We start from the raw sequence: 22,390 nt of genomic DNA on the forward strand, positions 1-22,390 counted from the left end.
CTGGGCGGCAAGGCGACCGGATCGCCGCAAACCTTAACGCGCACCCGAAGGAGATACCCATGTTCATGCAGGATTTCGCTCGTCTGGCCACGGCAACCCCGATCCTGCCCGATCTTCCGGCCGCTTCCGGGCTGATCGCGGCCACGCTGGTCGAAACCCGCAGCGGATGGCGCGCGGCGGGCAACCTTTGCACCGGTGATGCCGTGCACACGCTCGACGGCGGCTTGCGGCGCGTGGTCGCCGTGGATCGCGCCTGGATGATGCCGGTGTCGGGAGCCGAGGTCATCCGGCTGCCCGGTGGCGCCTTTGGCAACGATGACAGCGTCACTCTGATGCCGGGCCAGCACCTTCTGGCGGACCTGACCGCCGAGGACGCGGCTGTGGGCGGGTTGCCGGACGCGCTGGCCGTTCTGTTGCCCGCGCTTGCCTTCGACGGTTTCCGGGGCGCCGAACGCCGCCGCCTGATCGCACCCGTCGAGGTGATCACCCCGCTGTTCGACGAGGAAGAATACGTCTGGGCGGCCTCTGGCCTGTTGCTGCACTGTCCGTCGATGACCCAGGGCGCGGGAGCATACCCGGCCGCTGCCGGCATCTTTCCAAGGATCGGTGTTGCAGCGGGGCGGCGGCTGCTGGCGGCCCGAGACGAAGCGGGTTGCGCGCTGCCCGACTGGGCTGCCTGAGCGCCGCGTCGCTGGACAGCCGCCCCCTGCGCCCTTATGTCGGCGCGATCATGGCCAAGAAATCCGATCCCAATTCAAAGCTCATCGCGGAGAACCGGCGCGCGCGGTTCGACTATCACATCGAGAGCGACCTCGAGGCCGGGATCATCCTGATGGGCTCCGAGGTGAAAAGCCTGCGGCAGGGCGGCGCCAACATCGGCGAAAGCTATGCCAGCGTCGAAGGTGGCGAGTTGTGGCTGATCAACGGCTACATCGCGCCCTACCTGCAGGCCAAGACCTGGGGCCATGAGGAACGCCGCCGTCGCAAGCTTCTGGTCAACCGCAAGGAAATGGCCCGGCTCTGGTCCGCGACGGCGCGCGAGGGCATGACGCTCGTGCCCATTGCCATGTATTTCAACGACCGCGGGATCGTGAAGCTGAAGATCGGCGTCGCCAAGGGCAAGAAGCTTGCCGACAAGCGCGAGACCTCCGCCAAGCGCGACTGGGATCGGCAGAAGGCGCGGCTGCTGAAGCAGGGCCTGTGACCCTTCAGCCATCGAACCTCGCGCGGTAGTCAAGCGGCGACAGGCCCGTTGCCCTGCGGAAGCTGCGGCTGAAGTAGGACGGATCGGACCATCCCGCAGCATAGCCGACAGAGGCAACGGGCATGCGGGTATAGACCAGCAGGCGGCACGCCTCGCGCACCCGGTGCGACTCGATCCGGCCCTGCGCGGAAAGCCCGGTCGCGGCACGGCACAGCCGGCTGAGATGGCGGGGGGACGTTGCCAGGGCGCGGGCAAAGTCGGCCACGCCCCACCGGTCGCGCAGATGGGCGGTCATCAGCGCCTCGAACCTGGCAAGCCGGGGGTCGATCACCGCTGCGGCCGATGACTGCGGTGCGGGGGCCAAACTCAGGGCATGGCAGACGATCAGCGGCGCCCGAGCGGCAAGCCGGGTGCGGCGCATGGGGTCGGCGGCGGCATGGTCGGCGGCAAGCGCCGCGAACAGATCGGCAACAGCCGCATCTGCGGCACAAAGGAAGGGCCGCGCGGCTGCGCCTGTCTCGGCACCCGGCGCAAGAAGCGCCTCGAAATGCATGACCGGCAAAGACAGCACATAGCCGCCCGTCCCGGCCGCGAAGGCGAAGCCGTGAACCGTGCCCGGCGGCACGTTCAGCAGCGCGGGCAGCGCAGGCTGCATGACCGCCCCCTCCAACGTGACGGTGGCGCCCCCTGCGGACAGAAGGAACATCTGATGCAGATGAAGATGGCGGTGGGGCGCGATGCGCCAGTCCAGGCCGGCGGCCCGGTCGGCGATGCGTTCGACATGCAGGATGTCCGGAAACTGGCGGGTTTCACCGTACAGCTGCCAGGCCGGGATAGCGTTTGTGATATCGGCCATGTCCGCAAAATGCCAGAGGTGATCGGTTTCGTCCATTCCTCCGCACGCGCCTGGCGCTATTGTCTGCGGCCACGTTTCAGGGGGGAACGATGCGGACGCAGGTTGTCATCGTGGGGGCCGGGCCGTCGGGCCTGCTGCTCAGCCAGATTCTGAATCGCGAGGGCGTCGCCACCGTGGTGCTGGAACGACAGTCGCGCGACCATGTGCTGTCGCGCATCCGGGCGGGGGTGCTGGAACAGGGCACGGCCGACCTTCTCCGGCACGCCGGGGCGGGCGCGCGGATGGACCGGGAAGGCCAGGTTCACCACGGATGCCATCTGGCGGGCGGGGGCCGCATGTTCCGGGTGGATTTCGCGGCGTCCGTGGGGCGTTCGGTGATGGTCTATGGCCAGACCGAGGTGACCCGCGATCTCTATGCGGCGCAGGACGCGATCGGAGCGACCATCCTGCACGGGGTCGCGGATGTCGCGCTGCACGATCTGACGGGTGACGCGCCGTTCGTGACCTGCGTGCACGATGGCAGGCCGCTGCGCATAGACTGTGATGCCGTGGCCGGCTGCGACGGATTTCACGGCGTCAGCCGCCGCGCGATCCCCGATGTCGTGCGGCGGGAATATGAGAAGGTCTATCCGTTCGGCTGGCTTGGCGTCCTGTCCCGCACCCCGCCGGTTGCGGAGGAGCTGATCTATGCCGCGCATGACCGGGGGTTTGCGCTGGCCTCGATGCGGAATCCCGAACTGTCGCGCTATTACATCCAGGTGCCACTGACGGACCATCCGGAGGACTGGCCCGATGATGCCTTCTGGGATGAACTGCGCCGCCGTCTGCCCGCCGTGACGGCCGCGCGGCTTGTAACGGGGGCGTCGATCGAGAAGTCGGTCGCGCCCCTGCGGTCTTTCGTGACCGAGCCGATGCGGTGGGGGCGTCTGTTCCTGTGCGGGGATGCGGCGCATATCGTGCCTCCGACCGGGGCAAAGGGTCTGAACCTCGCGGCGGGCGATGTGTTCTATTTGTCCGACGCCCTGACCGCGTTCTTCCGCCACGGGCATGACGGCGGAATCGACAACTATTCGGCACGCGCCTTGTCCCGCGTCTGGGGGGCGATGCGGTTCAGCTGGTCGTTGACAATGATGCTGCACCGTTTTCCGGAGCACGGCGATTTCGATCGCCGCATGCAGGATGCGGCACTGGATGCGCTCGAGTCATCCCCATCGGCGCGGGCCGAAATGGCTGCCAACTACACCGGGTTGCCCTACTGAGCGTGCAGCGGGCCGATGACGGGCGGCTGTGCGTTCAACTCGTCAATGCCGAACCCGGCAAGGCGCTTGTAGGTTGCGGCATGTTCGGCCAGGAACGCCGGATCAATGACATCCTCGATCCGGGCAAATGTACCGCCGCAGCGGTCCTCGACCATCTGCATCACGGCGTCGGGGCCGGTGCCCCGATTGGCCAGGATCACGCGGTTCATGCGCGGCCTGACGCGATCCTCATAAGCACGCAGCGCATCGGGGCCGGGGGCATGGTTCCGGATCTCGGCACCTATGATGCGGGCATCGACGATCGCCTGGCTCGCGCCGTTCGACCCCACGGGATAGGTGGGATGGGCGGCATCGCCGATCAGCGTGACGGCCCCGTCCGACCAGCTGCCCACCGGATCGCGGTCGACCATCGGATATTCGAACACCTGTTCGGCATCGCGGATGACCGACGGAACGTCCAGCCAGTCGAATCGCCAGCTGTCGAAGCCCGGCGCAAAGTCGGCGCGATCCGCGGGGCGGTTCCAGTCTTCCTTGCGGAAGCCCTGCGCGGGGTCCACGCGCTTTTCGGCGATCCAGTTCAGCAGGCAAAGCCCGGTGGCTGGGTCGGTTTCCGAGATCGGATAGGCGACGAACCTTTGCCTGTCATGTCCGGCCAGCGCCATGGCTGCGCCACCGAAGAAGGCAGGCGCGCGGGTGGTGCCGCGCCAGATGATGATTCCTTTCCAGACGGGCGGGCCCTCGGAAGGGTGCATCTGGCGACGGATGGCAGAATGGATGCCATCCGCGCCGATGATCAGATCGCCCTGCACGACAACTGCGCCATCCGGCCCTGTCAGATGCAGCGCGGGGCGCCCGCCGTCGACCGAATATCCCGTCGCCCGGTGCCCCGGCACCACGCAGTCCGGCCCGGCCCGTTCGGTGAGCCTGCGGTGCAGCAGCATCTGCAGGCCGCCCCGGTGGATCGAGTATTGCGGCCAGGCGTAGCCGGCAGCCTGACCGCGCGGTTCCACCCAGATCGGCAAGCCGGTCTTGGTGTAGAACCCGTATTGCCGCGTCCGGACCCCGATCCGGTCAAGATCCGCGCCAAGGCCCAGGTCGATCAGTTCGCGCACGGCATTGGGTTGCAGGTTGATGCCGACACCCAGCGGTCGCAGGGCAGCCACGGATTCGTAGATCCGGAAGGGCTGGCCGATCTGATGCAGGGTCAGCCCCAGCGTCAGCCCCGCAATCCCCGCCCCGACAATCAGGATCATGGTGCGTCCCCCTCGGTGTCGCCGGGTGGCGGCGCCTCACGGATGAGGCGGCGCAGCACGGTTTCCAGCGTTGTGGCGTCAGCGCCCAGGGCCTGCCGCAGACTGCGGTCGTGGTCGCACGCGCGACGGCCCAGACCGGCGAACACCGCGCGCCCCTCGGCCGTCAGCGTCAGGTTCTCGGCACGACGGTCGGATTCCGCACGTGCGCGGATCAACCAGCCGCGCGATTCAAGCGCCGCGACGGCGCGGCTGACCATCGTCTTTTCCATCTGCGAGGCGCGGCAGATGTCGCGCGCCGTCATGCCGCCGCTGCGCCCGACATGGGCCAGAACCCGCCACTGCGGCCGCGTCATGCCCCAGCCGTCGCGGTAGACCGGCTGGAATGAACGGCTGGCCGCCTCGGCCGCCTGATTGAGCAGGTAGGGCAGGAAGGTATCAAGGTCGAAACCGGATGGCGCTGTGTCTGGCATCGGGTGCTCCTCGGCGTGCAGGGAGAGGTTATGCTTGACTTGGTTGCAAAAGCAACCATTATCGCGCGCATCCGAACGGAGGCCGCCATGACCCGCCACGCCCTTCCCCAAGGCATGATCCGCGCCATTTCCCACCCTGGTCCGCATGAGGGCTATATGCCCGGCTGGGCCAACGATTTCGAGACCGAGGCGCTGCCCGGCGCGCTTCCGCAGGGACAGAACAGCCCGCAGAAATGCAACTATGGCCTTTACGCCGAACAGCTTTCCGGATCGGCCTTCACGAAGCCGCATCCCGAACGGACATGGTGCTACCGCATCCGCCCCTCGGTGAAGCACACCACGCGGTTCCGCAAGGTCGACGTGCCGCTGTGGAAATCCGCCCCCCATGTGGTGCCCGACGTGATCAGCCTGGGCCAGTACAGGTGGGATCCGGTGCCGCATTCGGGCGAGGCGCTGACCTGGGTGACGGGGATGCGCACCGTGACCACGGCGGGCGACGTGAATACGCAGACGGGCATGGCGACGCATGTCTACCTGGTGACCCGCTCGATGGTGGACGCGTACTTCTATTCCGCCGATGGCGAGCTGCTGGTCGTTCCGCAGGAGGGGCGCCTGCGGTTCTGCACGGAACTGGGAATGATCGACCTGGAACCGAAGGAAATCGCGATCATCCCGCGCGGCCTGGTCTATCGCGTCGAGGTGCTGGAAGGGCCGTGCCGCGGATTCGTCTGCGAGAACTACGGCGCCCCCTTTACCCTGCCGCATCGCGGCCCGATCGGCGCAAACTGCCTGGCCAATCCGCGCGACTTCAAGACGCCGGTGGCGGCCTTCGAGGACCGCGAGGCGCCCTCGACCGTGACGATCAAGTGGTGCGGACAGTTCCACGAAACGCCGATCGGCCACAGCCCGCTGGACGTGGTGGCATGGCACGGCAACTATGCGCCTTGCAAATACGACCTGCGCGCCTACAGCCCGGTGGGCGCCATCCTGTTCGACCATCCCGACCCGTCGATCTTCACGGTGCTGACCGCGCCCTCGGGCGACCCGGGCACCGCCAACATCGACTTCGTGCTGTTTCGTGAACGCTGGATGGTGGCCGAACACAGCTTCCGCCCGCCCTGGTACCACAAGAACGTCATGTCCGAGCTGATGGGCAATATCTACGGCATCTATGACGCCAAGCCGAAGGGGTTCGTGCCCGGCGGCATGTCGCTGCACAACTGCATGCTGCCGCATGGCCCCGACCGCAACGCCTTCGAGGGTGCCTCGAACGCGGCGCTGAAGCCCGAGAAGCTGGACGAGACCATGTCCTTCATGTTCGAGACCCGCTTCCCCCAGCACCTGACGGAATGGGCCGCGACCACGGCGCCCCTGCAGGACGACTACATCGACTGCTGGGAAAGCCTGGGGAAGAAGTTCGACGGCACGCCGGGGGTGAAGTGATGTACATCGACGGTTTCGTCGTGCCGGTGCCGAGGGACCGGGTCGAGGACTATCGCGCGATATCGGACGAGGCGATGGCGATCTGGATGGACCACGGCGCGATCTCTGCCGTCGAGGCGATGGGCGATGACGTGCCCGGGGGCGATGTCACGTCCTTCCCGATGGCGGTCAAGGCAGAGCCCGGCGAGGTCGTGTTCTTTTCCTTCATCACCTTCCGCGACCGTGCCCACCGTGACGCCGTAAACGCGGCCGTGATGGCCGATCCGCGGCTGAAGATGCCCGCCGCGGATGCGCCCTTCGATGCCAGGCGCATGATCTGGGGCGGGTTTTCCGCAATCGTTCGCAAGGGGGCCGCAGCGTGACCCGTGCCTTCGCCTCGCAGGGCGACCTGCAAGAGAAAAAGACCAGCTTCACCGAGATCGGGCCGGGGCTTTATGCCTTCACCGCCGAGGGCGACCCGAACTCCGGCGTCATCGTGGGCGATGACGCGGTCATGGTGATCGAGGCGCAGGCCACGCCCCGGCTGGCGCGCAAGGTGATCGACTGCATCCGCAGCGTCACCGACAAGCCGATCACCCATCTGGTGCTGACTCACTACCACGCGGTGCGCGTGCTGGGCGCATCGGCCTATGGTGCGCCGCAGGTCATCATGTCGGATCGCGCGCGCGGCATGGTGGCCGAGCGCGGGCAGGAGGACTGGGAAAGCGAGTTCGGCCGCTTTCCCCGCCTGTTCCAGGGACACGACGAGATCCCCGGACTGACATGGCCGACCACGACCTTTCACGACCGCATGTCGGTCTGGCTGGGGCGGCGACGGGTCGACATCCGGCATCTGGGCCGCGCGCACACGGCGGGCGATGCCGTGGTGCATGTGCCGGACGCCAACGTGATGTTCACCGGAGACATCGTGGAATACCACTCGGCCTGCTATTGCGGCGACGGGCATTTTGCCGACTGGCCAGCCACGCTGGACCGCATCGGCGCCTTCAACCCCGAGGCCATCGCCCCCGGACGGGGTGCCGCACTGATGGGGCGCGACCGTGTTGGGGACGCACTGGCGGCGACGCGCGACTTCGTGCAGTCGACCTACGCGCCTGCCGCCCGCGTCGCGATGCGCGGAGGCTCGCTGCGCGAGGCCTGGGAAGCGGTGCGCGCGGCATGCGACCCCAAGTTCGGCGATTACGCGATCTATGAACATTGCCTGCCCTTCAACGTCGCCCGCGCCTTTGACGAGGCACAGGGCATCGACACGCCACGCATCTGGACCGCCGAGCGGGACCGCCAGATGTGGGCGGCGCTGCAGGGTTGACGGCCGTGGCGGACGGCGGAACGACGCGGGACGGCGGGCTGGTGCTTTACCCCTATCTGCGGTCGGCGGACCAGGACCGTGCCGATGCCGCGCGCCATCCGGTCGTGATCGTCGGGGGCGGGCCTGTCGGGCTGGTTCTGGCGCTGGACCTGGGGAGGCGGAGCGTGCCGGTTCTGGTGCTGGACGATCAGGAGGGGCCGGGCGGCGGCAGCCGTGCCATCTGCTTTGCCAAGCGCACGCTGGAGATCTGCGACCGGCTGGGCGCGGCCGCGCCGATGGTCGACAAGGGCGTGCGGTGGAGCCGGGGAAAGGTGTTCCGCGACGACAGGTTGATTTATGAATTCAACCTGTTGCCCGAAGACGGTCATGCCTTTCCGGCCTTCGTGAACCTGCAGCAACCCTATTTCGAGCAATACCTGTGCGAGGCCATCGCCGCGGCCCGTGCCGACGGCGCAACCATCGAGATCCGGGGCCGCAGCCGGGTCGAGGGGATCGCCCCCGATGCCAGCGGCGCAACGCTGGACGTGATGACGCCCGACGGGCCCTATGCGCTGCGGGCCGACTGGGTGGTGGCCTGCGACGGGGCCCGGTCGCCCCTGCGCGGCATGATGGGTCTGGGGTTCGAGGGAAGGGTGTTCGAGGACAACTTCCTGATTGCCGATGTGCGGATGACGGCCGATTTCCCGACGGAACGCTGGTTCTGGTTCGAGCCGCATTTCCGCTCGGGCGATTCGGCACTGCTGCACCGCCAGCCCGACGACATCTGGCGCATCGATTTTCAGTTGGGCTGGAACATCGACCGCGCGCGCGAACAGGAACCCGCCCGGGTGCGGGCGCGGGTGGATGCGATGCTGGGGCCGGGGGTGGACTATGACCTGGTCTGGACATCGATCTATACGTTCCAGTGCCGCCGGATGGCCCGGTTCCGGCATGGCAGGGTGATCTTTGCCGGCGATTCGGCGCATCAGGTATCGCCTTTCGGTGCCCGCGGGGCGAATTCCGGCGTGCAGGACGCCGACAACCTGGGCTGGAAGCTGGCCGCCGTGGTGCAGGGCGCGGCGTCCGACCGGCTGATCGACAGCTATGAGACCGAGCGGATGCAGGCCGCCGATGAGAATATCCTGAACTCGACCCGCGCGACCGATTTCATCACGCCGAAGTCGCCGGTGTCGCGGCTGTTCCGCAATGCCGTGCTGGATCTGGCCGAGTCGATGCCCTTTGCCCGGGCCATGGTGAACTCCGGCCGGTTGTCGGTGCCATGCGTGCATGACGGTTCGGTGCTGAACAGCCCCGATGACGCGCGGATGCCCGCGCGCAGCCGACCCGGCGCGCCCTGCCCCGATGCGCCGCTGGGCGAGGGTTGGCTGCTGGCACGGCTGGGGCCGGGCTTTACCCTGCTGGCCATCGACACCGAGGCGCCGGAGGTGCGGGTGCCAGACGGTATCGCGCTGCACCACGTGGCGCTTTCCGCACATGGCAACAATGACTTGCGGGCGCGATACCTGGGGCATGCGGATCGGGCGGTCTATCTGATCCGCCCGGACGGGCATGTCGCGGCGCGCTGGCTGGCGCCCGACCCCCATGCCATTGCCGCAGCGCTGCGGCGCGCCCTGGGGATGGAGTGACCTATGATGACGACCGCCCCGAACCTGCCCGATGCCGATGAGGCCTATGCCCGGTTGATCGCCGCGCATGACGGGTTGACCGAGGCCGAGAGCCATGCGCTGAACGCGCGGCTGATCCTGATCCTGATGAACCAGATCGGTGACCCGGACGTGATCGCGGCAGCGATAGCGGCTGCACTTGCGGCAGGACGCAAGGGCTAGCGGTCACGCCGTCAGACGGTGCGGCGCGAGCCGGTCGTAGTGGAGGCGGGCGGCTTCGGCGAGCGGGTGGAATTCCGGCGGCAGGTCGGGCAACGGGCCCTCGGCCGTGTCGAAACCGGTGGAGCGATGGACCGCGCCATACCAGTGCGGGGCCCAGGCACCGTCATAGGGTTTCGGCCCGGCAGGCCATGACAGCATGTTCCACGTGAAACCGATGCCCAGGGAATCGCAAAGTTTCTGCAGTATTCCCGGTGGGTTGGCCCGGATGTCGGCGCTGTCGACCACCAGCGGCGCGCGGCCGGTCCGGTCGGCCACGCGGTCGAACAGGCGGGACTGCTGGGGAAAGCCGATGTCGTCGAGCGTCGGGTTCTCGCGCTTGGCGACATAGCTCGCGATGACGCGGACGGGGTGCCGGATCAGGAAGACATTGGTGCAGGAGTCCATGAAATCCAGCGGGAACCCATCAATCATGTGATGGGTCATGTGCTTCTGATAGAACAGTTTTTCGCCGGTCGCAGGGGCGTTGGCGCAGGCCATCGCGACGCGGGCGGGATCGGCGTCGCCGGCGGCCAGGATGGCATCGCCCATCGGATGATCGAGCCCGGTGGCCGCCAGATAGGCGGCATAGAACGGTTCGTCCCAGACCGCGCAGTCACCCCGTGCGGCAAAGGCATACATCATGGCGGTCGACAGGTTCCGGGGACCGGACCACATGGCGATATTCATCTGCAATTCCCGCTATTTCGCTGTCTGGCATCCGTCTGGCCCGCGTCTGGCAGACGTATGGCATCCGTCCCGACATCAGGCACCCACAAACGCCTTGTAGAGCCCGCGCAGCCGTTCGGTCACCGGGCCCATCTGGCCCGTCCCGATCACCCGCCCGTCGATGGTGCCGACCGGGGTCTGGGCGCCGAAGGTCCCGGTCAGGAACGCCTCGTCGGCCGAATAGGTCTCGACCAGCGAGAAGTTCCTTTCGAACACCGGAATGCCGTTCGCGCGCGCAAGGTCGATGACGGCGCGGCGGGTGATGCCGGGCATGCAGTAGTCGCCTGTCGAGGTCCACAGTTCGCCGCGCCGCACGATGAAGAAGTTGCAGGCGTTGGTGGTGTTCACGAAACCATGCACATCGAGCATCAGCGCCTCGTCGGCGCCCGCCTTCTGCGCGGCGATGCAGGCCAGGATGCAGTTGAGCTTGGAATGGCTGTTCAGCTTGGGGTCCTGCGTCATCGGCAGGCCGCGGACATGCGGAACCGTCGCCAGCCGGATCGGGCGCGGGATGCGCGGTCGGGAGTGTTCCATGATGATCGCCACGGTCGGGCCCTGCTGCGACAGGTTCGGGTGCTGGAACGGCCGGGTCTTGACGCCGCGCGTCACCATCAGCCGGGCGTGGGCATCGGTGGTCATGCCATTGGCCGCCGCCGTGTCGTGCAGCGCCTGCCTGACCTGATCGGGCGTCATCGCGATGTCGAGGTCGATGGCCTTGGCGGCCTCGAACAGGCGGGTGATGTGATCGTCGATGAAGGCCCAGCGCCCGTTGTAGAGGCGCAACCCCTCCCACACGCCGTCGCCCAGCATGAAGCCGCTGTCATAGACCGACACGACCGCCTGCGCCTTGGGCAGGATGCGCCCGTTGAGCCAGATCAGGATCGACTCGTTCCGGGTATCCTCTTCGGCGGCGTGGGTGGTGACATGGTCCATGGGCGGCCCCTCGGGGGATGTGGCGGGTTTCCCCCGACCTACGGCAGGCACGGGCGGCGGTCAATTTGACGTGACGTGGAAACGGCCGGCCCCCGGATGGCGTATGACCGGGGGAAGCAGGGGAGGGACGCGATGATCCGGGCAGGTCTGGCATTGGTGCTGATGGTGGCGGGCGCGCCCGCGATGGCCGACAAGGCCTATCTGGCGGGCGGCTGTTTCTGGTGCGTCGAGGCGGATTTCGAGAAGGTGCCGGGGGTGCGCGGCGTGGTCTCGGGCTACACCGGGGGAACCACCGAGAACCCGACCTATGAACAGGTAAGCGCCGATATCGGCGGCCACTACGAGGCGGTCGAGATCGACTATGACCCGGCGCGGGTCAGCTATGCCGAGTTGCTGTACCTGTTCTTCCGTTCGGTGAACCCGACCGACGCGGGCGGACAGTTCTGCGACAGGGGCGACAGCTATCGCACCGCGATCTTCGTGCGGAATGCCGAGGAACGGGCGGCGGCCGAGGCCGCGAAGGCAGCGGCAGGCAAGGCGCTGGGCATGACGATCGTCACGCCGGTGCTGCAGGCCGGGCGGTTCTGGCCCGCCGAGGACTATCATCAGGACTATTACAAGGGCAGCCAGCTGCTGCTGACCCGCGCCGGGCCCAAGCGGCAGTCGGATGCCTACAAGTTCTACCGGCAGGCCTGCGGGCGCGATGCGCGGCTGCGGGAACTGTGGGGCAAGGACGCGGTATTCTCGCAGTAGCGCCGGACGCCGCCCCGTCAGGGGGCGCGGGCTCAGGCCGGGCGGGCCGCCAGGAACGCCGTGACCTCGGCCGCCGTGGGGATGGCCGGGGCAGCGCCGGGCCGGGTGACCTGGATCGCGGCGGCGGCGGCGGCGCGCTGCATCGCCTGCGGGCGCGACAGTCCGAGATCAAGCTCGGCCGCCAGCCAGCCGGTGAAGGTGTCGCCCGCGCCGGTGGTGTCGACCGGCGTGACGCGGAAGGCAGGCTGGTGCAGGGGTTCGGTGCCCGGCGCGATCCAGTCGGCGCCGCTGGCGCCGCGCGTGATCAGGCAGTCGACCGGGGGCAGGGCGCCCATGGCGGCCGCGAGTTCGGCCGCCTCGCCCGCGTTCATCACCAGAAGCGTCACATGGTCCACCACCGCGCGCACGGCCGCGGGGTCGAAGGGCGCGGCGGAGTAGATGACCGACAGGCCGCGCCGGCGCGCGGCCTGTGCCGCTTCGGCCTGGGCCGAGGTTTCGTTCTGCAGGAGCAGGCTGTCACCCGCGGCAGCGCCCGCCAGCGCCGCGCCGACCAGCGCCGCGTCGGGGCTGCGGTTCGCGCCCGGCCAGATCAGGATGGCATTCTCGCCCGCGTCATCGACGGCGATGATCGCATGGCCGGTGGGTTCGCCCACATCGGCGAGATGCGCGGTATCGACGCCATAGTCCCGCAGCGCCGTGCGGGTCCAGCCGCCGTCCGGGCCGATGGCCCCGATGTGATGCACGCGGGCGCCCGCGCGGGCCGCCGCGACCGACTGGTTCGCGCCCTTGCCGCCCAGCCCCGCGCGATAGCCCGAGGCGGCGAGCGTCTCGCCGGGGGCGGGAATGCGGGGGGTGCGGTAGACGTGGTCGACGTTGACCGAGCCGAGGTTCCACAGCGCCACGGCCTCAGCCCACCCGGCAGGCGGCCATCACGGCCATGTTCAGGATGTCGTTCGCGGTGGCGCCGGTCGAGCAGATCTGGATCGGCTTTGTCACGCCGGTCAGGATCGGGCCGATGACCGTGGCGCCCGCCATTTCCTGCATCAGCTTGACCGAGATCGAGGCCGAGTGCCGGGCGGGCACCACCAGGATGTTGGCCGGGCCGGTAAGGCGGCAGAACGGATACTGGCGCATCACCTCGGGGTTCAGGGCGACATCGACGGTCATCTCGCCCTCGTACTCGAAATCCACCCGGCGGGCGTCGAGCACCTTGGGCGCCTTGTGCATCTTGGAGGCACGTTCGCTGTCGGGGTAGCCGAAGGTCGAGAAGCTGACGAAGGCGACGCGGGGTTCCAGGCCGAGGTTGCGCGCCACGCCCGCCGCCTTGACGGCGATGTTCGCCAGATCCTCGGGTTCGGGCCATTCATGGACCAGCGTGTCGGCAATCAGCAGGATGCGCCCCTTGTGCAGCAGGGCGGTGACGCCCACGGCGCCATCCTCGGGCCGCGCATCGAAGACATGGTTGATCAGGCTGAGCACATGCGCCGACTTGCGCGTGGCGCCGGTGACCAGCGCATCGCCGTGGCCATGCGCCAGCATGAGGGCCGCAAAGACGTGGCGGTCGCGGGCGGCAAGGCGGTGGATGTCATGCGCGTCGAAGCCGCGGCGCTGCAGGCGGGCGTAGAGGAATTCCTTGTAGGTCTCGAAATGGCGGGAGTTGGCGGCGTTGACGATTTCCAGTTCGCGCCAGGCATCGCCGATCCCGGCACCTTCCAGTTTCTCGCGCACATCCGCGTCGCGGCCGACGATCAGGGCGCGGCCGAGGCCCGAGCGCTGCCATGCGACGGCGGCGCGCAGCACGCGGGGATCATCGCCCTCGGCAAAGATCATGCGCGACTGGGCGCTGCGCGCACGGGTCTGGATGCCTTCGAGGATCGAGGCGGTGGGGTCCATGCGGGCCTTCAGGCTGGCCTCGTAGGCGCGCAGGTCGACGATGGGGCGGCGGGCCACGCCGGTATCCATGCCGGCCTTGGCGACGGCGGGCGGGACCACGTGGATCAGGCGGGGATCGAAGGGGGTGGGGATGATGTAGTCACGCCCGAAGGAGAGCTTGCGGCCATAGGCCATCGCCACCTCGTCGGGCACATCCTGGCGGGCCAGCGCGGCCAGGGCGCGGGCGCCGGCGATCTTCATCTCGTCGTTGATCGCGCGGGCGTGGATGTCGAGCGCGCCGCGGAACAGGTAGGGGAAGCCCAGGACATTGTTGACCTGGTTCGGGTAGTCCGACCGCCCTGTGGCGACGATCGCATCGGGACGGACAGCGTGCGCCTCTTCCGGCGTGATTTCGGGATCGGGGTTGGCCATGGCGAAGATGACCGGGTTGTCGGCCATGCTGCGCACCATGTCCTGCGTGACCGCGCCCTTGGCCGACACGCCCAGGAACACGTCGGCGCCGTTCATCGCCTCTTCCAGCGTGCGCAGGGGCGTATTGGCGGCATGGGCCGATTTCCACTGGTTCATGCCTTCGGTGCGGCCCTGCCAGACGATCCCCTTGGTATCGCAGATCAGGCAGTTGTCATGCCGGGCGCCCATCCGTTTCAGCAGTTCGAGGCAGGCGATGCCCGCCGCCCCCGCGCCGTTCAGGACGATGCGCACGTCCTCGATCTTCTTGCCGGTCAGTTCCAGCGCATTGATCAGGCCCGCGGCGCAGATCACCGCGGTGCCGTGCTGGTCGTCATGGAACACCGGGATGTCCATGAGTTCCTTCAGGCGGCTTTCGATGATGAAGCACTCGGGCGCCTTGATGTCCTCAAGGTTGATCCCGCCGAAGGTCGGGCCCATCAGGCGCACGGCATTGATGATCTCGTCCGGATCCTCGGTGTCCAGCTCGATGTCGATGGCGTTGACGTCGGCGAAGCGCTTGAACAGCACCGCCTTGCCCTCCATCACCGGTTTCGAGGCCAGCGCGCCCAGGTTGCCCATGCCGAGGATCGCGGTGCCGTTCGAGATCACCGCGACAAGGTTGCCCTTGACCGTATAGTCATAGGCGGTTTCGGGACGGTCGGCGATGGCCTGGACCGGCACCGCGACGCCGGGGGAGTAGGCGAGGCTCAGGTCACGCTGGGTCGCCATCGGGACCGAGGCCACCACGTCGAACTTGCCCGGGCGGGGTTCGAGGTGGAAGGCCAGCGCTTCTTCGGGCGTGATCTTGATGCGGGTCATGGCGTCCTCCCTGACGTCCGGCGGTGATAGCGCTGCCTTCCCCGGCCCACAACGGTTTTGCGGCTTTTCGGGGCGGGGCGGCTTCGCTAGGGTCGACGGCCGGAACGTCAGGGGCGCAGCGTGGCCGACAACACCGTGACGCCGATGATGGCGCAGTATCTGGAGATCAAGGGGCGGCACCCCGATGCGCTGCTGTTCTACCGGATGGGCGACTTCTACGAGATGTTCTTTGACGATGCCGTGGCCGCCTCGGCCGCGCTGGACATCGCGCTGACCAGGCGCGGGGTCCATGAGGGCGAGCCCATTCCGATGTGCGGCGTGCCGGTGGTCAGGTCGGAGGACTATCTGCTGCAACTGATCCGCAAGGGATTCCGCGTGGCGGTTGCCGAGCAGATGGAGGACCCGGCCGAGGCGAAGAAGCGCGGGTCGAAATCGGTGGTGGCGCGCGATGTGGTGCGGCTGGTGACGCCCGGGACGCTGACCGAGGAGAGCCTGCTGGAGGCGCGGCGGGCGAACTGGCTGGCGGCGCATGCGGAGGTGCGCGACGAGGGGGCGCTGGCCTGGTGCGACATGTCGACGGGCGAGGTACGGGTGATGCCCTGCGGGCCCGCGCGCCTGGTGGCAGAGCTTGCGCGGATCGGGCCGCGCGAGCTGCTGGTGGCAGAGGGCCGGATGCCGGAAGCCGCGGTGTTCGAGACGTTTCCCGGCATGGCCGTGACGCCCGCGCCGCGTTCGTCGTTTGACAGCCAGGGCGCGGAGCGGCGGCTGTGCGGGCTGTACCAGGTGGCGACGCTGGCCGGGTTCGGTGCCTTCGGACGGGCCGAGGTGGCCGCGCTGGGCGCGCTGGTGGCCTATCTGGACCTGACACAGCGCGGCCGCCTGCCGCTGCTGCGCGTGCCGGTGCGCGAGATGCCGGGGGCGACGATGCAGATTGACGCGGCGACCCGGCGCAACCTGGAACTGACGCAGGCGATGGCGGGGGGGCGCGAGGGGTCGTTGCTGGCCACCATCGACCGGACGGTGACGGCGGGCGGGGCGCGGTTGCTGGAAGCGCGGCTTGGCGCGCCATCCTGCGACCCCGGGGTGATCCGGGCGCGGCTGGCCGACGTGGCCTTCCTGCGCGAGAACGGCGCGCTGCGCCGGGCGCTGCGGGGCGTTCTGCGCGGGGTGCCCGACATGGACCGGGCGCTGTCGCGGCTGGCGCTGGATCGTGGCGGTCCGCGGGATCTGGCCGCGATCCGGGCCGGGCTGCGGGGTGCCGGGCTGGTGGCGGGGAACCTGCCGTCCGGGTTGCCCGGGGGCCTTGCCGAGGCGGCGGGGCGGCTGGTCGGGCATGACGACATGGTCGGACTGCTGGCGCGGGCGCTGGTCGAGGAACCGCCGCTGCTGGTCCGCGACGGGGGCATGGTGGCGCCCGGATACGACGCGGAACTGGACGAGACCCGCGCCCTGCGGGACGAGGGACGGGGCGTGGTGGCGGGGATGCAGGCCCGGTATGCCGAGGCGGCGGGCGTGCCGTCGCTGAAGATCCGGCACAACAACGTGCTGGGCTATTTCATCGAGACGACGGCCACCCATGCCGAGCGCATGATGTCGCCGCCCCTGTCGCAGAGCTTCATCCACCGCCAGACCACGGCAAACCAGGTGCGGTTCACCACGGTCGAGCTGTCGGCGCTGGAGACGCGCATCCTGAACGCCGGCGGTCATGCGGTGGAGATCGAGAAGCGGCATTTCGCGGATCTGGTGGCGCAGGTCCTGACGGCGGCGTCCGGCATCACGGCGACGGCCCGGGCGCTGGCAGAGATCGACCTGGCGGCGGGGCTGGCAGAGATGGCGGCCGAGGGCGACTGGTGCGCGCCCGAGGTGGACGACAGCCGCGCCTTCGACATCACCGCCGGGCGGCATCCGGTGGTCGAGGCGGCGCTGCGGCGGCAGGGCGGAGCGGCCTTTGTCGCCAACGACTGCGCCCTGAGCGCGGGTGAGGCGCCGGCGATATGGCTGCTGACCGGGCCGAACATGGCAGGGAAATCGACGTTCCTGCGGCAGAACGCCCTGATTGCGGTGCTGGCGCAGGCAGGCAGCCAGGTGCCGGCGGCGGCGGCACGGATCGGGCTGGTCAGCCAGGTGTTCAGCCGGGTCGGGGCAAGCGACGATCTGGCCCGCGGGCGGTCGACCTTCATGGTCGAGATGGTGGAGACCGCGGCGATCCTGAACCAGGCGGATGACAGGGCGCTGGTGATCCTGGACGAGATCGGGCGCGGCACGGCGACCTGGGACGGGCTGTCGATCGCCTGGGCGGTGCTGGAGCATCTGCACGGGTCGAACCGCTGCCGGGGGCTGTTCGCCACCCACTACCACGAGCTGACCACGCTGGCCGGGCGGCTGGGCGGTGTGCGGAATGCCACGGTGGCGGTGCGTGAATGGCAGGGCGATGTGATCTTTCTGCACGAGGTGCGCGCGGGTGCTGCGGACCGGTCCTATGGCGTGCAGGTGGCGCGGCTGGCCGGATTGCCTGCGCCGGTGGTGGCACGGGCACGCGAGGTGCTGACGATGCTGGAAGCCGGGGACCGGCAGGGCGGACGGCGGGCGGCGGTGATCGACGACCTGCCGCTGTTCCGCGCCGCCCCGGCGCCCGCCCCGGAGAGCAAGGCACCATCCGCCGTCGAGGCGCGGCTTTCCGGGGTGATCCCTGACGAGCTGACCCCGCGCGAGGCCCTGGCTCTGATCTACGAGCTGCGGGGCCTGCTGGAAGGCTGACCTTCGCGAGGCTGCCGAATCAGGGAATGCGCCGAGATTCTATTCGGTTTTGCGCGAATTTGTTGTTTTCCCCGGGAATCGCGCCTATCCGGCCGGACGGGCCTGTCACCCGGGGGTCGAGGAAACACCGACCTGCGCGGGCCGCAGCAGCCGGTCGTGCAGCAGGAAGCCCTCGGTCATCACCTGGATGATCTGGCCGGACCGGGTGCCGGGAACCGGTGCCTCGAACATCGCCTGATGCGTTTGCGGATCGAACATGTCCCCCGTGGCCGGGCTGATCGTGGTGATGCCGTGCCGCGTCATCGTGTTGACCAGTTCCCGCAGCGTCAGTTCGACCCCCTCGATCAATGCGCCGGCCTGGGCGCGCTGGTCATCGGTGGCGGCATCGAGGGCACGGCGCAGATTGTCGTAGACCGGCAGCAGATCGCGGGCGAGACGCGACCCGCCGTACTGTTCGGCCTCGCGCCGGTCGCGTTCGGCGCGCTTGCGCGAGTTCTCGGCATCGGCCAGGGCCCGCATGAACCGGTCGCGCAGCTCGTCACGTTCGGCGCGGAGGCTCTCGATCTCGGCCAGGAGGGTATCGTCACCTTCCTCGGTTGCCGCCATCACCTCATCCGAAAGATCGTGCAGCGCCTGGTTGTCGTTCATGTCCAAGTCCTCGAATTGTCTTGCCTTGCCGGTCACGGGCCTATCCCTTTGCGCGTTCGGACACGAGCCGCCCGACGAGCTGGGCCGTGTAGTTCACGATGGGCACCACGCGCCCGTAGTTCAGGCGAGTCGGGCCGATCACGCCGACCGCCCCGATGATGCGCCGGTCGGCATCCATATAGGGAGCGATGATGAGAGAGGAAGCAGAAAGCGAGAAAAGCTTGTTCTCCGATCCGATGAAGATCCGCACGCCCTCGCCCGCCTCGGTCAGATCGAGGAATTCGGCGATGTCGCGCTTGCGCTCCAGATCGTCGAACAGGCGGCGCACGCGATCAAGCTCTTGCGTATCGGGCGCATCGTCGAGGAGGTTGGCCGAGCCGCGCACGATGAGACGTTCGGCCGGGCCGCCCGCATCTTCCCAGAGCGCCACCCCGCGTTCGACCAGGTCACGGGCCAGCGCGTCGATCTCCTGACGCCGGGCGGAGATGTCATGCCCGATCGTCTGGCGCAGTTCCGCGATGGTGCGGCCTTCGGCCAGGGCATTCAGGAAGTTCGCCGCCTCGCGCATGGCCGAGGCGGTCATGCCCTGTGGCGGGGCGAAGACACGGTTCTCGACATGACCATCCGAGAACACCAGGACGGCAAGCGCGCGGTCCGGGCCGAGCGAGACGAATTCGATGTGACGGATGGGCGATTCGCGCTTCGGCGTCAGGACCAGACTGGCGCCATGGGTAATGCCGGACAGGGTGGAGCCCACCTGATCGAGCAGCGCGGCGACATCGGTATTGCTGGCGCCGAGGGACGCATCCATGCGCTCTCTGTCCTCTTCGGCGGCGGTGCCCACCTCGAGAATCGTGTCGACGAAGAGACGGAGCCCGAGCTGTGTGGGGATGCGCCCCGCCGAGATGTGCGGACTGTCGAGAAGGCCCAGAAATTCCAGATCCTGCATGACGTTGCGGATTGTGGCGGCGCTGATCTTTTCGGACATCGCGCGCGTCAGGGTGCGCGAGCCCACCGGATCGCCCGATGTCAGATAGCCTTCGACGACGCGGCGGAACACCTCGCGCGAGCGGTCGTTGAGTTCGGCAAGAAGGGCGGCGCGGTCGATCGGACTGGTCATGGATGTGCAAGCCTGCGGGTGACCCTCCAAGATAGGGAGCGCGGGCGCCCCGCGTCAATGCGGGTTGCGGAACGCGGGGGTTCGCGCCTATCTGGCGCGGGTTTCTGTAGGGGATGATGTGCATGCGACCTTCGGGGCGAAAGATTGACGAACTGCGGTCGGTGACAATCGAACCGGGGGTGATGCGGCATGCGGAGGGTTCCTGCCTGATCCGGATGGGAGATACGCATGTCCTTTGCTCGGCGAGCCTCGAGGACAAGGCGCCGCCCTTCCTGAAGGGGACGGGAATGGGATGGGTCACGGCCGAGTACGGGATGTTGCCGCGGGCCACGACGACACGGAACCGGCGCGAGGCCGCGACCGGAAAGCAGACGGGCAGAACGCAGGAGATTCAGCGCCTTATCGGGCGCGCCCTGCGTGCCGCGGTGGATCGCCGCGCGCTGGGAGAGCGGCAGATCGTGGTTGACTGCGATGTGATCCAGGCCGACGGTGGCACGCGCTGCGCGGCGATTACCGGTGGGTGGGTTGCACTGCGGCTGGCCTGCAATGCGCTGATGCGATCGGGCGCGGTCCTGTCCGATCCGATTGCCGATCACGTCGCGGCCGTCTCTTGTGGCATCTTTGCAGGACAGCCGGTTCTTGACCTTGACTATGCGGAGGACTCGGTCGCGGGAACGGACGGGAACTTCGTCGTGACGGGCGGTGGACGGCTGGTCGAGGTGCAGATGTCGGCGGAGGGTTCGGCCTTTGCGCGGACCGAGATGGAGGCGCTGCTCGACCTGGCGATGGCGGGGACGACGCGGCTGATTGCGGCGCAGCGGGCTGCGTTGGGGTAGGAGAACATGCCGAAACTGCTGCCTGGCCCGATGGTCGTGGCCACCCACAACGCGGGCAAGCTTGAAGAGATCTCGGCGCTTCTGGGTCCCTACGGGATGACACTGGTGTCGGCAGGATCGCTCGGCCTGCCCGAACCGGCGGAAACCGAGGACAGCTTTGCCGGAAATGCCCGGATCAAGGCCCATGCGGCTGCGCAGGCGACTGGGATCGTGGCCCTGGCCGATGATTCGGGGATCTGCGTCGATGCGCTTGGTGGCGCGCCGGGTGTGCATACGGCGGATTGGGCCGAGGGACCCGGCGGACGCGATTTCCGGCGCGCCATGCAGCACACCTGGGATCTGCTGCAGGCGGCCGCGGCCCCGGAGCCCCGTCGGGCACAGTTCCGCTGCACGCTCGTGCTGGCATGGCCCGACGGCCGGGATGCCGTGTTCGAGGGGATGGTCGCCGGCCGGATCGTCTGGCCGATGCGCGGCGACCTGGGTCACGGTTATGATCCGATCTTTCAGCCCGACGGACATCTTGTGACCTTTGGCGAGATGGACCGGTGGGAGAAGAACCGGATCAGCCACCGTGCCGATGCGTTCGCCCAACTGGTTCGGGAATGTTTCACGTGAAACATTCCCGCGCCGAGGCCGATTGGCAGAACGGGGGATTTGGCCTGTATCTTCACTGGCCGTTCTGCGAATCGAAGTGTCCCTACTGCGACTTCAACAGCCACGTCGCGGCAAGGATCGACCAGGGCCAGTGGCGGGAGGCCTATCTGGCAGAAATCGCCCGGGCGGGTGCGGAAACATCAGGACGCCTGCTGCGCAGCGTCTTCTTCGGCGGTGGGACGCCTTCGCTGATGGAGCCCGCGTTGGTTTCGAGCGTGCTGCGGGCGGTGCGGGAAACCTGGCCGGTGGCGAACGATCTGGAAGTGACGCTGGAAGCAAACCCCGGGTCCGTCGAGGCCGCGCGCTTTGCGGCCTATCGCGACGCGGGGGTGAATCGAATCTCCATCGGTGTCCAGGCGCTGAATGACCGCAATCTCGCGCAGTTGGGCCGACGGCACGATTCGGCGGGTGCCAGGTCAGCGATCCGTCTGGCGCAGAGCGTCTTTCCGCGTGTCAGCTTCGACCTGATCTATGCCCGGCAGAACCAGACTGCGGCGGACTGGCGGACCGAGCTTTCCGAAGCGCTGGCGTTTGGTACCGGGCATCTTTCGCTTTACCAGCTGACGATCGAACCCGGCACGCCCTTTGCCGCACGCCACGCCAAGGGCGGGCTGCGAGGTCTTCCGGATGAGGCGCTGTCGGCCGACATGTATGAACTGACGCAGAAGATCTGCGAGGCGCACGGACTGCCGGCCTATGAGGTTTCCAACCATGCCCGACCGGGCGAGGAAGCGCGGCACAACATGATCTATTGGCAGGCGGGTGACTATCTGGGCATCGGGCCGGGTGCCCATGGCCGCATCTCGCTGAACGGACAGCGGATCGGCACGGAATGCCCGCGCCAACCCGAAACCTGGCTGCGCGCGGCCCTTTCGGGGCAGGAAACGGCCGCGCGAGAGCCGCTTTCCGGGCGCGATCAGGCCATCGAGTACGCGATGATGGGGCTTCGGCTCGAAGACGGCATCGACCTCTCGCGCATGTCGCGCATGGCTGGCTGTGCCAGCCTTCCCGACTTTTCCTATGTGACCGAGCTGGGACTCGCCGAAATCTCCCATGGGCGTCTGCGCGCGACGCGGTCTGGCCGGCTGGTCCTGAACGGGGTGATCGCCCGGGTCGCCGAGGCCATCGACGCGGCGACCTGA

General features: G+C 68.2%; 22 protein-coding genes. 13 read left to right on the forward strand and 9 right to left on the reverse strand.

Annotation, left to right across the window (positions count from 1 at the left end):
• Positions 1 to 59: 59 nt before the first annotated feature.
• Together KF887_01860 and smpB are read left to right on the forward strand one after the other, a co-directional pair.
• Positions 60 to 680, forward strand: coding sequence for a hypothetical protein (locus KF887_01860; protein QYK41912.1), 621 nt, complete (start codon positions 60 to 62; stop codon positions 678 to 680).
• Positions 681 to 730: 50 nt separating this feature from the next.
• Positions 731 to 1,204, forward strand: coding sequence for an SsrA-binding protein SmpB (gene smpB, locus KF887_01865; GenBank protein QYK41913.1), 474 nt, complete (start codon positions 731 to 733; stop codon positions 1,202 to 1,204).
• Between the two features lie 4 nt (positions 1,205 to 1,208).
• Here the strand turns inward: smpB and KF887_01870 are convergent, their stop codons facing one another.
• Positions 1,209 to 2,060, reverse strand: coding sequence for a helix-turn-helix domain-containing protein (locus tag KF887_01870; GenBank protein QYK41914.1), 852 nt, complete (start codon positions 2,058 to 2,060; stop codon positions 1,209 to 1,211).
• A gap of 89 nt (positions 2,061 to 2,149) precedes the next feature.
• Between KF887_01870 and pobA the strand changes: the two genes are divergently transcribed.
• Entirely contained in the window at positions 2,150 to 3,319 is a 1,170-nt protein-coding gene (gene pobA / locus KF887_01875; GenBank protein QYK41915.1) for a 4-hydroxybenzoate 3-monooxygenase, read from the forward strand.
• Here the strand turns inward: pobA and KF887_01880 are convergent.
• Both KF887_01880 and KF887_01885 read right to left on the reverse strand, forming a co-directional pair.
• On the reverse strand, positions 3,313 to 4,572 hold the full coding sequence (locus KF887_01880) for a flavin-dependent oxidoreductase (GenBank protein QYK41916.1): 1,260 nt from the start codon (positions 4,570 to 4,572) through the stop codon (positions 3,313 to 3,315). The two genes, pobA and KF887_01880, sit on opposite strands and share 7 nt — an antisense overlap.
• Positions 4,569 to 5,042 carry a winged helix-turn-helix transcriptional regulator gene (locus KF887_01885; GenBank protein QYK41917.1) on the reverse strand — a complete coding sequence of 158 codons (474 nt, stop codon included), beginning with the start codon at positions 5,040 to 5,042 and terminating at the stop codon, positions 4,569 to 4,571. Before KF887_01885 ends, KF887_01880 begins: the two co-directional genes overlap by 4 nt.
• Before the next feature lie 87 nt (positions 5,043 to 5,129).
• On the opposite strand from KF887_01885, the gene hmgA reads away from it, so the two are divergent.
• Genes hmgA through KF887_01910 form a run of 5 tightly spaced genes read left to right on the forward strand, consistent with a single transcriptional unit; the run spans position 5,130 to position 9,620 of the window.
• Positions 5,130 to 6,485 (forward strand): homogentisate 1,2-dioxygenase, encoded by a 1,356-nt coding sequence (gene hmgA / locus KF887_01890; protein QYK41918.1) that lies wholly within the window; start codon positions 5,130 to 5,132, stop codon positions 6,483 to 6,485.
• Positions 6,485 to 6,847 (forward strand): DUF1428 domain-containing protein, encoded by a 363-nt coding sequence (locus tag KF887_01895; protein ID QYK41919.1) that lies wholly within the window; start codon positions 6,485 to 6,487, stop codon positions 6,845 to 6,847. Before hmgA ends, KF887_01895 begins: the two co-directional genes overlap by 1 nt.
• Positions 6,844 to 7,794 carry an MBL fold metallo-hydrolase gene (locus KF887_01900; GenBank protein ID QYK41920.1) on the forward strand — a complete coding sequence of 317 codons (951 nt, stop codon included), beginning with the start codon at positions 6,844 to 6,846 and terminating at the stop codon, positions 7,792 to 7,794. Before KF887_01895 ends, KF887_01900 begins: the two co-directional genes overlap by 4 nt.
• Before the next feature lie 38 nt (positions 7,795 to 7,832).
• Positions 7,833 to 9,419, forward strand: a complete 1,587-nt coding sequence (locus KF887_01905; GenBank protein QYK43393.1) for an FAD-dependent oxidoreductase — start codon at positions 7,833 to 7,835, stop codon at positions 9,417 to 9,419.
• A gap of 6 nt (positions 9,420 to 9,425) precedes the next feature.
• On the forward strand, positions 9,426 to 9,620 hold the full coding sequence (locus tag KF887_01910) for a DUF2783 domain-containing protein (protein QYK43394.1): 195 nt from the start codon (positions 9,426 to 9,428) through the stop codon (positions 9,618 to 9,620).
• A 3-nt stretch (positions 9,621 to 9,623) separates the two neighbouring features.
• Here the strand turns inward: KF887_01910 and KF887_01915 are convergent, their stop codons facing one another.
• Positions 9,624 to 10,346 (reverse strand): HAD family hydrolase, encoded by a 723-nt coding sequence (locus KF887_01915; GenBank protein QYK41921.1) that lies wholly within the window; start codon positions 10,344 to 10,346, stop codon positions 9,624 to 9,626.
• Positions 10,347 to 10,421: 75 nt separating this feature from the next.
• The gene (locus KF887_01920) at positions 10,422 to 11,318 is read right to left on the reverse strand and encodes a D-amino acid aminotransferase (GenBank protein QYK41922.1); all 897 of its coding nucleotides are present in this window, start codon (positions 11,316 to 11,318) and stop codon (positions 10,422 to 10,424) included.
• 96 nt (positions 11,319 to 11,414) lie between these two features.
• On the opposite strand from KF887_01920, the gene msrA reads away from it, so the two are divergent.
• Entirely contained in the window at positions 11,415 to 12,071 is a 657-nt protein-coding gene (msrA, locus tag KF887_01925) for a peptide-methionine (S)-S-oxide reductase MsrA (GenBank protein ID QYK41923.1), read from the forward strand.
• A 32-nt stretch (positions 12,072 to 12,103) separates the two neighbouring features.
• On the opposite strand, the gene KF887_01930 is transcribed toward msrA, so the two are convergent.
• Entirely contained in the window at positions 12,104 to 12,973 is an 870-nt protein-coding gene (locus KF887_01930) for a ribokinase (GenBank protein ID QYK41924.1), read from the reverse strand.
• 4 nt (positions 12,974 to 12,977) lie between these two features.
• Positions 12,978 to 15,233 carry an NADP-dependent malic enzyme gene (locus tag KF887_01935; protein ID QYK41925.1) on the reverse strand — a complete coding sequence of 752 codons (2,256 nt, stop codon included), beginning with the start codon at positions 15,231 to 15,233 and terminating at the stop codon, positions 12,978 to 12,980.
• A gap of 144 nt (positions 15,234 to 15,377) precedes the next feature.
• Here KF887_01935 and mutS point away from each other — a divergent pair, with 144 nt between their 5' ends.
• Complete coding sequence (gene mutS / locus KF887_01940) at positions 15,378 to 17,990, forward strand: DNA mismatch repair protein MutS (protein QYK43395.1); 2,613 nt, start codon at positions 15,378 to 15,380, stop codon at positions 17,988 to 17,990.
• Between the two features lie 105 nt (positions 17,991 to 18,095).
• On the opposite strand, the gene KF887_01945 is transcribed toward mutS, so the two are convergent.
• Together KF887_01945 and hrcA are read right to left on the reverse strand one after the other, a co-directional pair.
• Positions 18,096 to 18,638: a nucleotide exchange factor GrpE gene (locus tag KF887_01945; protein QYK41926.1), complete on the reverse strand. Its 543-nt coding sequence runs from the start codon at positions 18,636 to 18,638 to the stop codon at positions 18,096 to 18,098.
• A 40-nt stretch (positions 18,639 to 18,678) separates the two neighbouring features.
• On the reverse strand, positions 18,679 to 19,758 hold the full coding sequence (hrcA, locus tag KF887_01950; GenBank protein ID QYK41927.1) for a heat-inducible transcriptional repressor HrcA: 1,080 nt from the start codon (positions 19,756 to 19,758) through the stop codon (positions 18,679 to 18,681).
• 122 nt (positions 19,759 to 19,880) lie between these two features.
• On the opposite strand from hrcA, the gene rph reads away from it, so the two are divergent.
• The 3 genes from rph to KF887_01965 are packed head-to-tail and all read left to right on the forward strand — an operon-like array spanning position 19,881 to position 22,390.
• The gene (gene rph / locus KF887_01955) at positions 19,881 to 20,594 is read left to right on the forward strand and encodes a ribonuclease PH (protein QYK41928.1); all 714 of its coding nucleotides are present in this window, start codon (positions 19,881 to 19,883) and stop codon (positions 20,592 to 20,594) included.
• A gap of 6 nt (positions 20,595 to 20,600) precedes the next feature.
• Positions 20,601 to 21,209, forward strand: a complete 609-nt coding sequence (gene rdgB / locus KF887_01960; GenBank protein QYK41929.1) for an RdgB/HAM1 family non-canonical purine NTP pyrophosphatase — start codon at positions 20,601 to 20,603, stop codon at positions 21,207 to 21,209.
• A complete protein-coding gene (locus KF887_01965; protein QYK41930.1) occupies positions 21,197 to 22,390 on the forward strand; it encodes a coproporphyrinogen III oxidase in 1,194 nt (397 codons plus the stop codon). The genes rdgB and KF887_01965 overlap by 13 nt, the downstream gene beginning before the upstream one ends.

Source organism: Paracoccaceae bacterium, from assembly GCA_019454225.1.
GTDB lineage: Bacteria > Pseudomonadota > Alphaproteobacteria > Rhodobacterales > Rhodobacteraceae.

What these genes read in the sequence shown, in the direction of transcription:
- KF887_01860 (QYK41912.1), top strand. Translation starts at nt 60, where the DNA reads ATGTTCATGCAGGATTTCGCTCGTCTGGCCACGGCAACCCCGATCCTG.
- smpB (QYK41913.1), top strand. Translation starts at nt 731, where the DNA reads ATGGCCAAGAAATCCGATCCCAATTCAAAGCTCATCGCGGAGAACCGG.
- KF887_01870 (QYK41914.1), bottom strand. Translation starts at nt 2,060, where the DNA reads ATGGCCGATATCACAAACGCTATCCCGGCCTGGCAGCTGTACGGTGAA.
- pobA (QYK41915.1), top strand. Translation starts at nt 2,150, where the DNA reads ATGCGGACGCAGGTTGTCATCGTGGGGGCCGGGCCGTCGGGCCTGCTG.
- KF887_01880 (QYK41916.1), bottom strand. Translation starts at nt 4,572, where the DNA reads ATGATCCTGATTGTCGGGGCGGGGATTGCGGGGCTGACGCTGGGGCTG.
- KF887_01885 (QYK41917.1), bottom strand. Translation starts at nt 5,042, where the DNA reads ATGCCAGACACAGCGCCATCCGGTTTCGACCTTGATACCTTCCTGCCC.
- hmgA (QYK41918.1), top strand. Translation starts at nt 5,130, where the DNA reads ATGACCCGCCACGCCCTTCCCCAAGGCATGATCCGCGCCATTTCCCAC.
- KF887_01895 (QYK41919.1), top strand. Translation starts at nt 6,485, where the DNA reads ATGTACATCGACGGTTTCGTCGTGCCGGTGCCGAGGGACCGGGTCGAG.
- KF887_01910 (QYK43394.1), top strand. Translation starts at nt 9,426, where the DNA reads ATGACGACCGCCCCGAACCTGCCCGATGCCGATGAGGCCTATGCCCGG.
- KF887_01915 (QYK41921.1), bottom strand. Translation starts at nt 10,346, where the DNA reads ATGAATATCGCCATGTGGTCCGGTCCCCGGAACCTGTCGACCGCCATG.
- KF887_01920 (QYK41922.1), bottom strand. Translation starts at nt 11,318, where the DNA reads ATGGACCATGTCACCACCCACGCCGCCGAAGAGGATACCCGGAACGAG.
- msrA (QYK41923.1), top strand. Translation starts at nt 11,415, where the DNA reads ATGGCGTATGACCGGGGGAAGCAGGGGAGGGACGCGATGATCCGGGCA.
- KF887_01935 (QYK41925.1), bottom strand. Translation starts at nt 15,233, where the DNA reads ATGACCCGCATCAAGATCACGCCCGAAGAAGCGCTGGCCTTCCACCTC.
- mutS (QYK43395.1), top strand. Translation starts at nt 15,378, where the DNA reads ATGATGGCGCAGTATCTGGAGATCAAGGGGCGGCACCCCGATGCGCTG.
- KF887_01945 (QYK41926.1), bottom strand. Translation starts at nt 18,638, where the DNA reads ATGAACGACAACCAGGCGCTGCACGATCTTTCGGATGAGGTGATGGCG.
- hrcA (QYK41927.1), bottom strand. Translation starts at nt 19,758, where the DNA reads ATGACCAGTCCGATCGACCGCGCCGCCCTTCTTGCCGAACTCAACGAC.
- rph (QYK41928.1), top strand. Translation starts at nt 19,881, where the DNA reads ATGCGACCTTCGGGGCGAAAGATTGACGAACTGCGGTCGGTGACAATC.
- rdgB (QYK41929.1), top strand. Translation starts at nt 20,601, where the DNA reads ATGCCGAAACTGCTGCCTGGCCCGATGGTCGTGGCCACCCACAACGCG.
- KF887_01965 (QYK41930.1), top strand. Translation starts at nt 21,197, where the DNA reads ATGTTTCACGTGAAACATTCCCGCGCCGAGGCCGATTGGCAGAACGGG.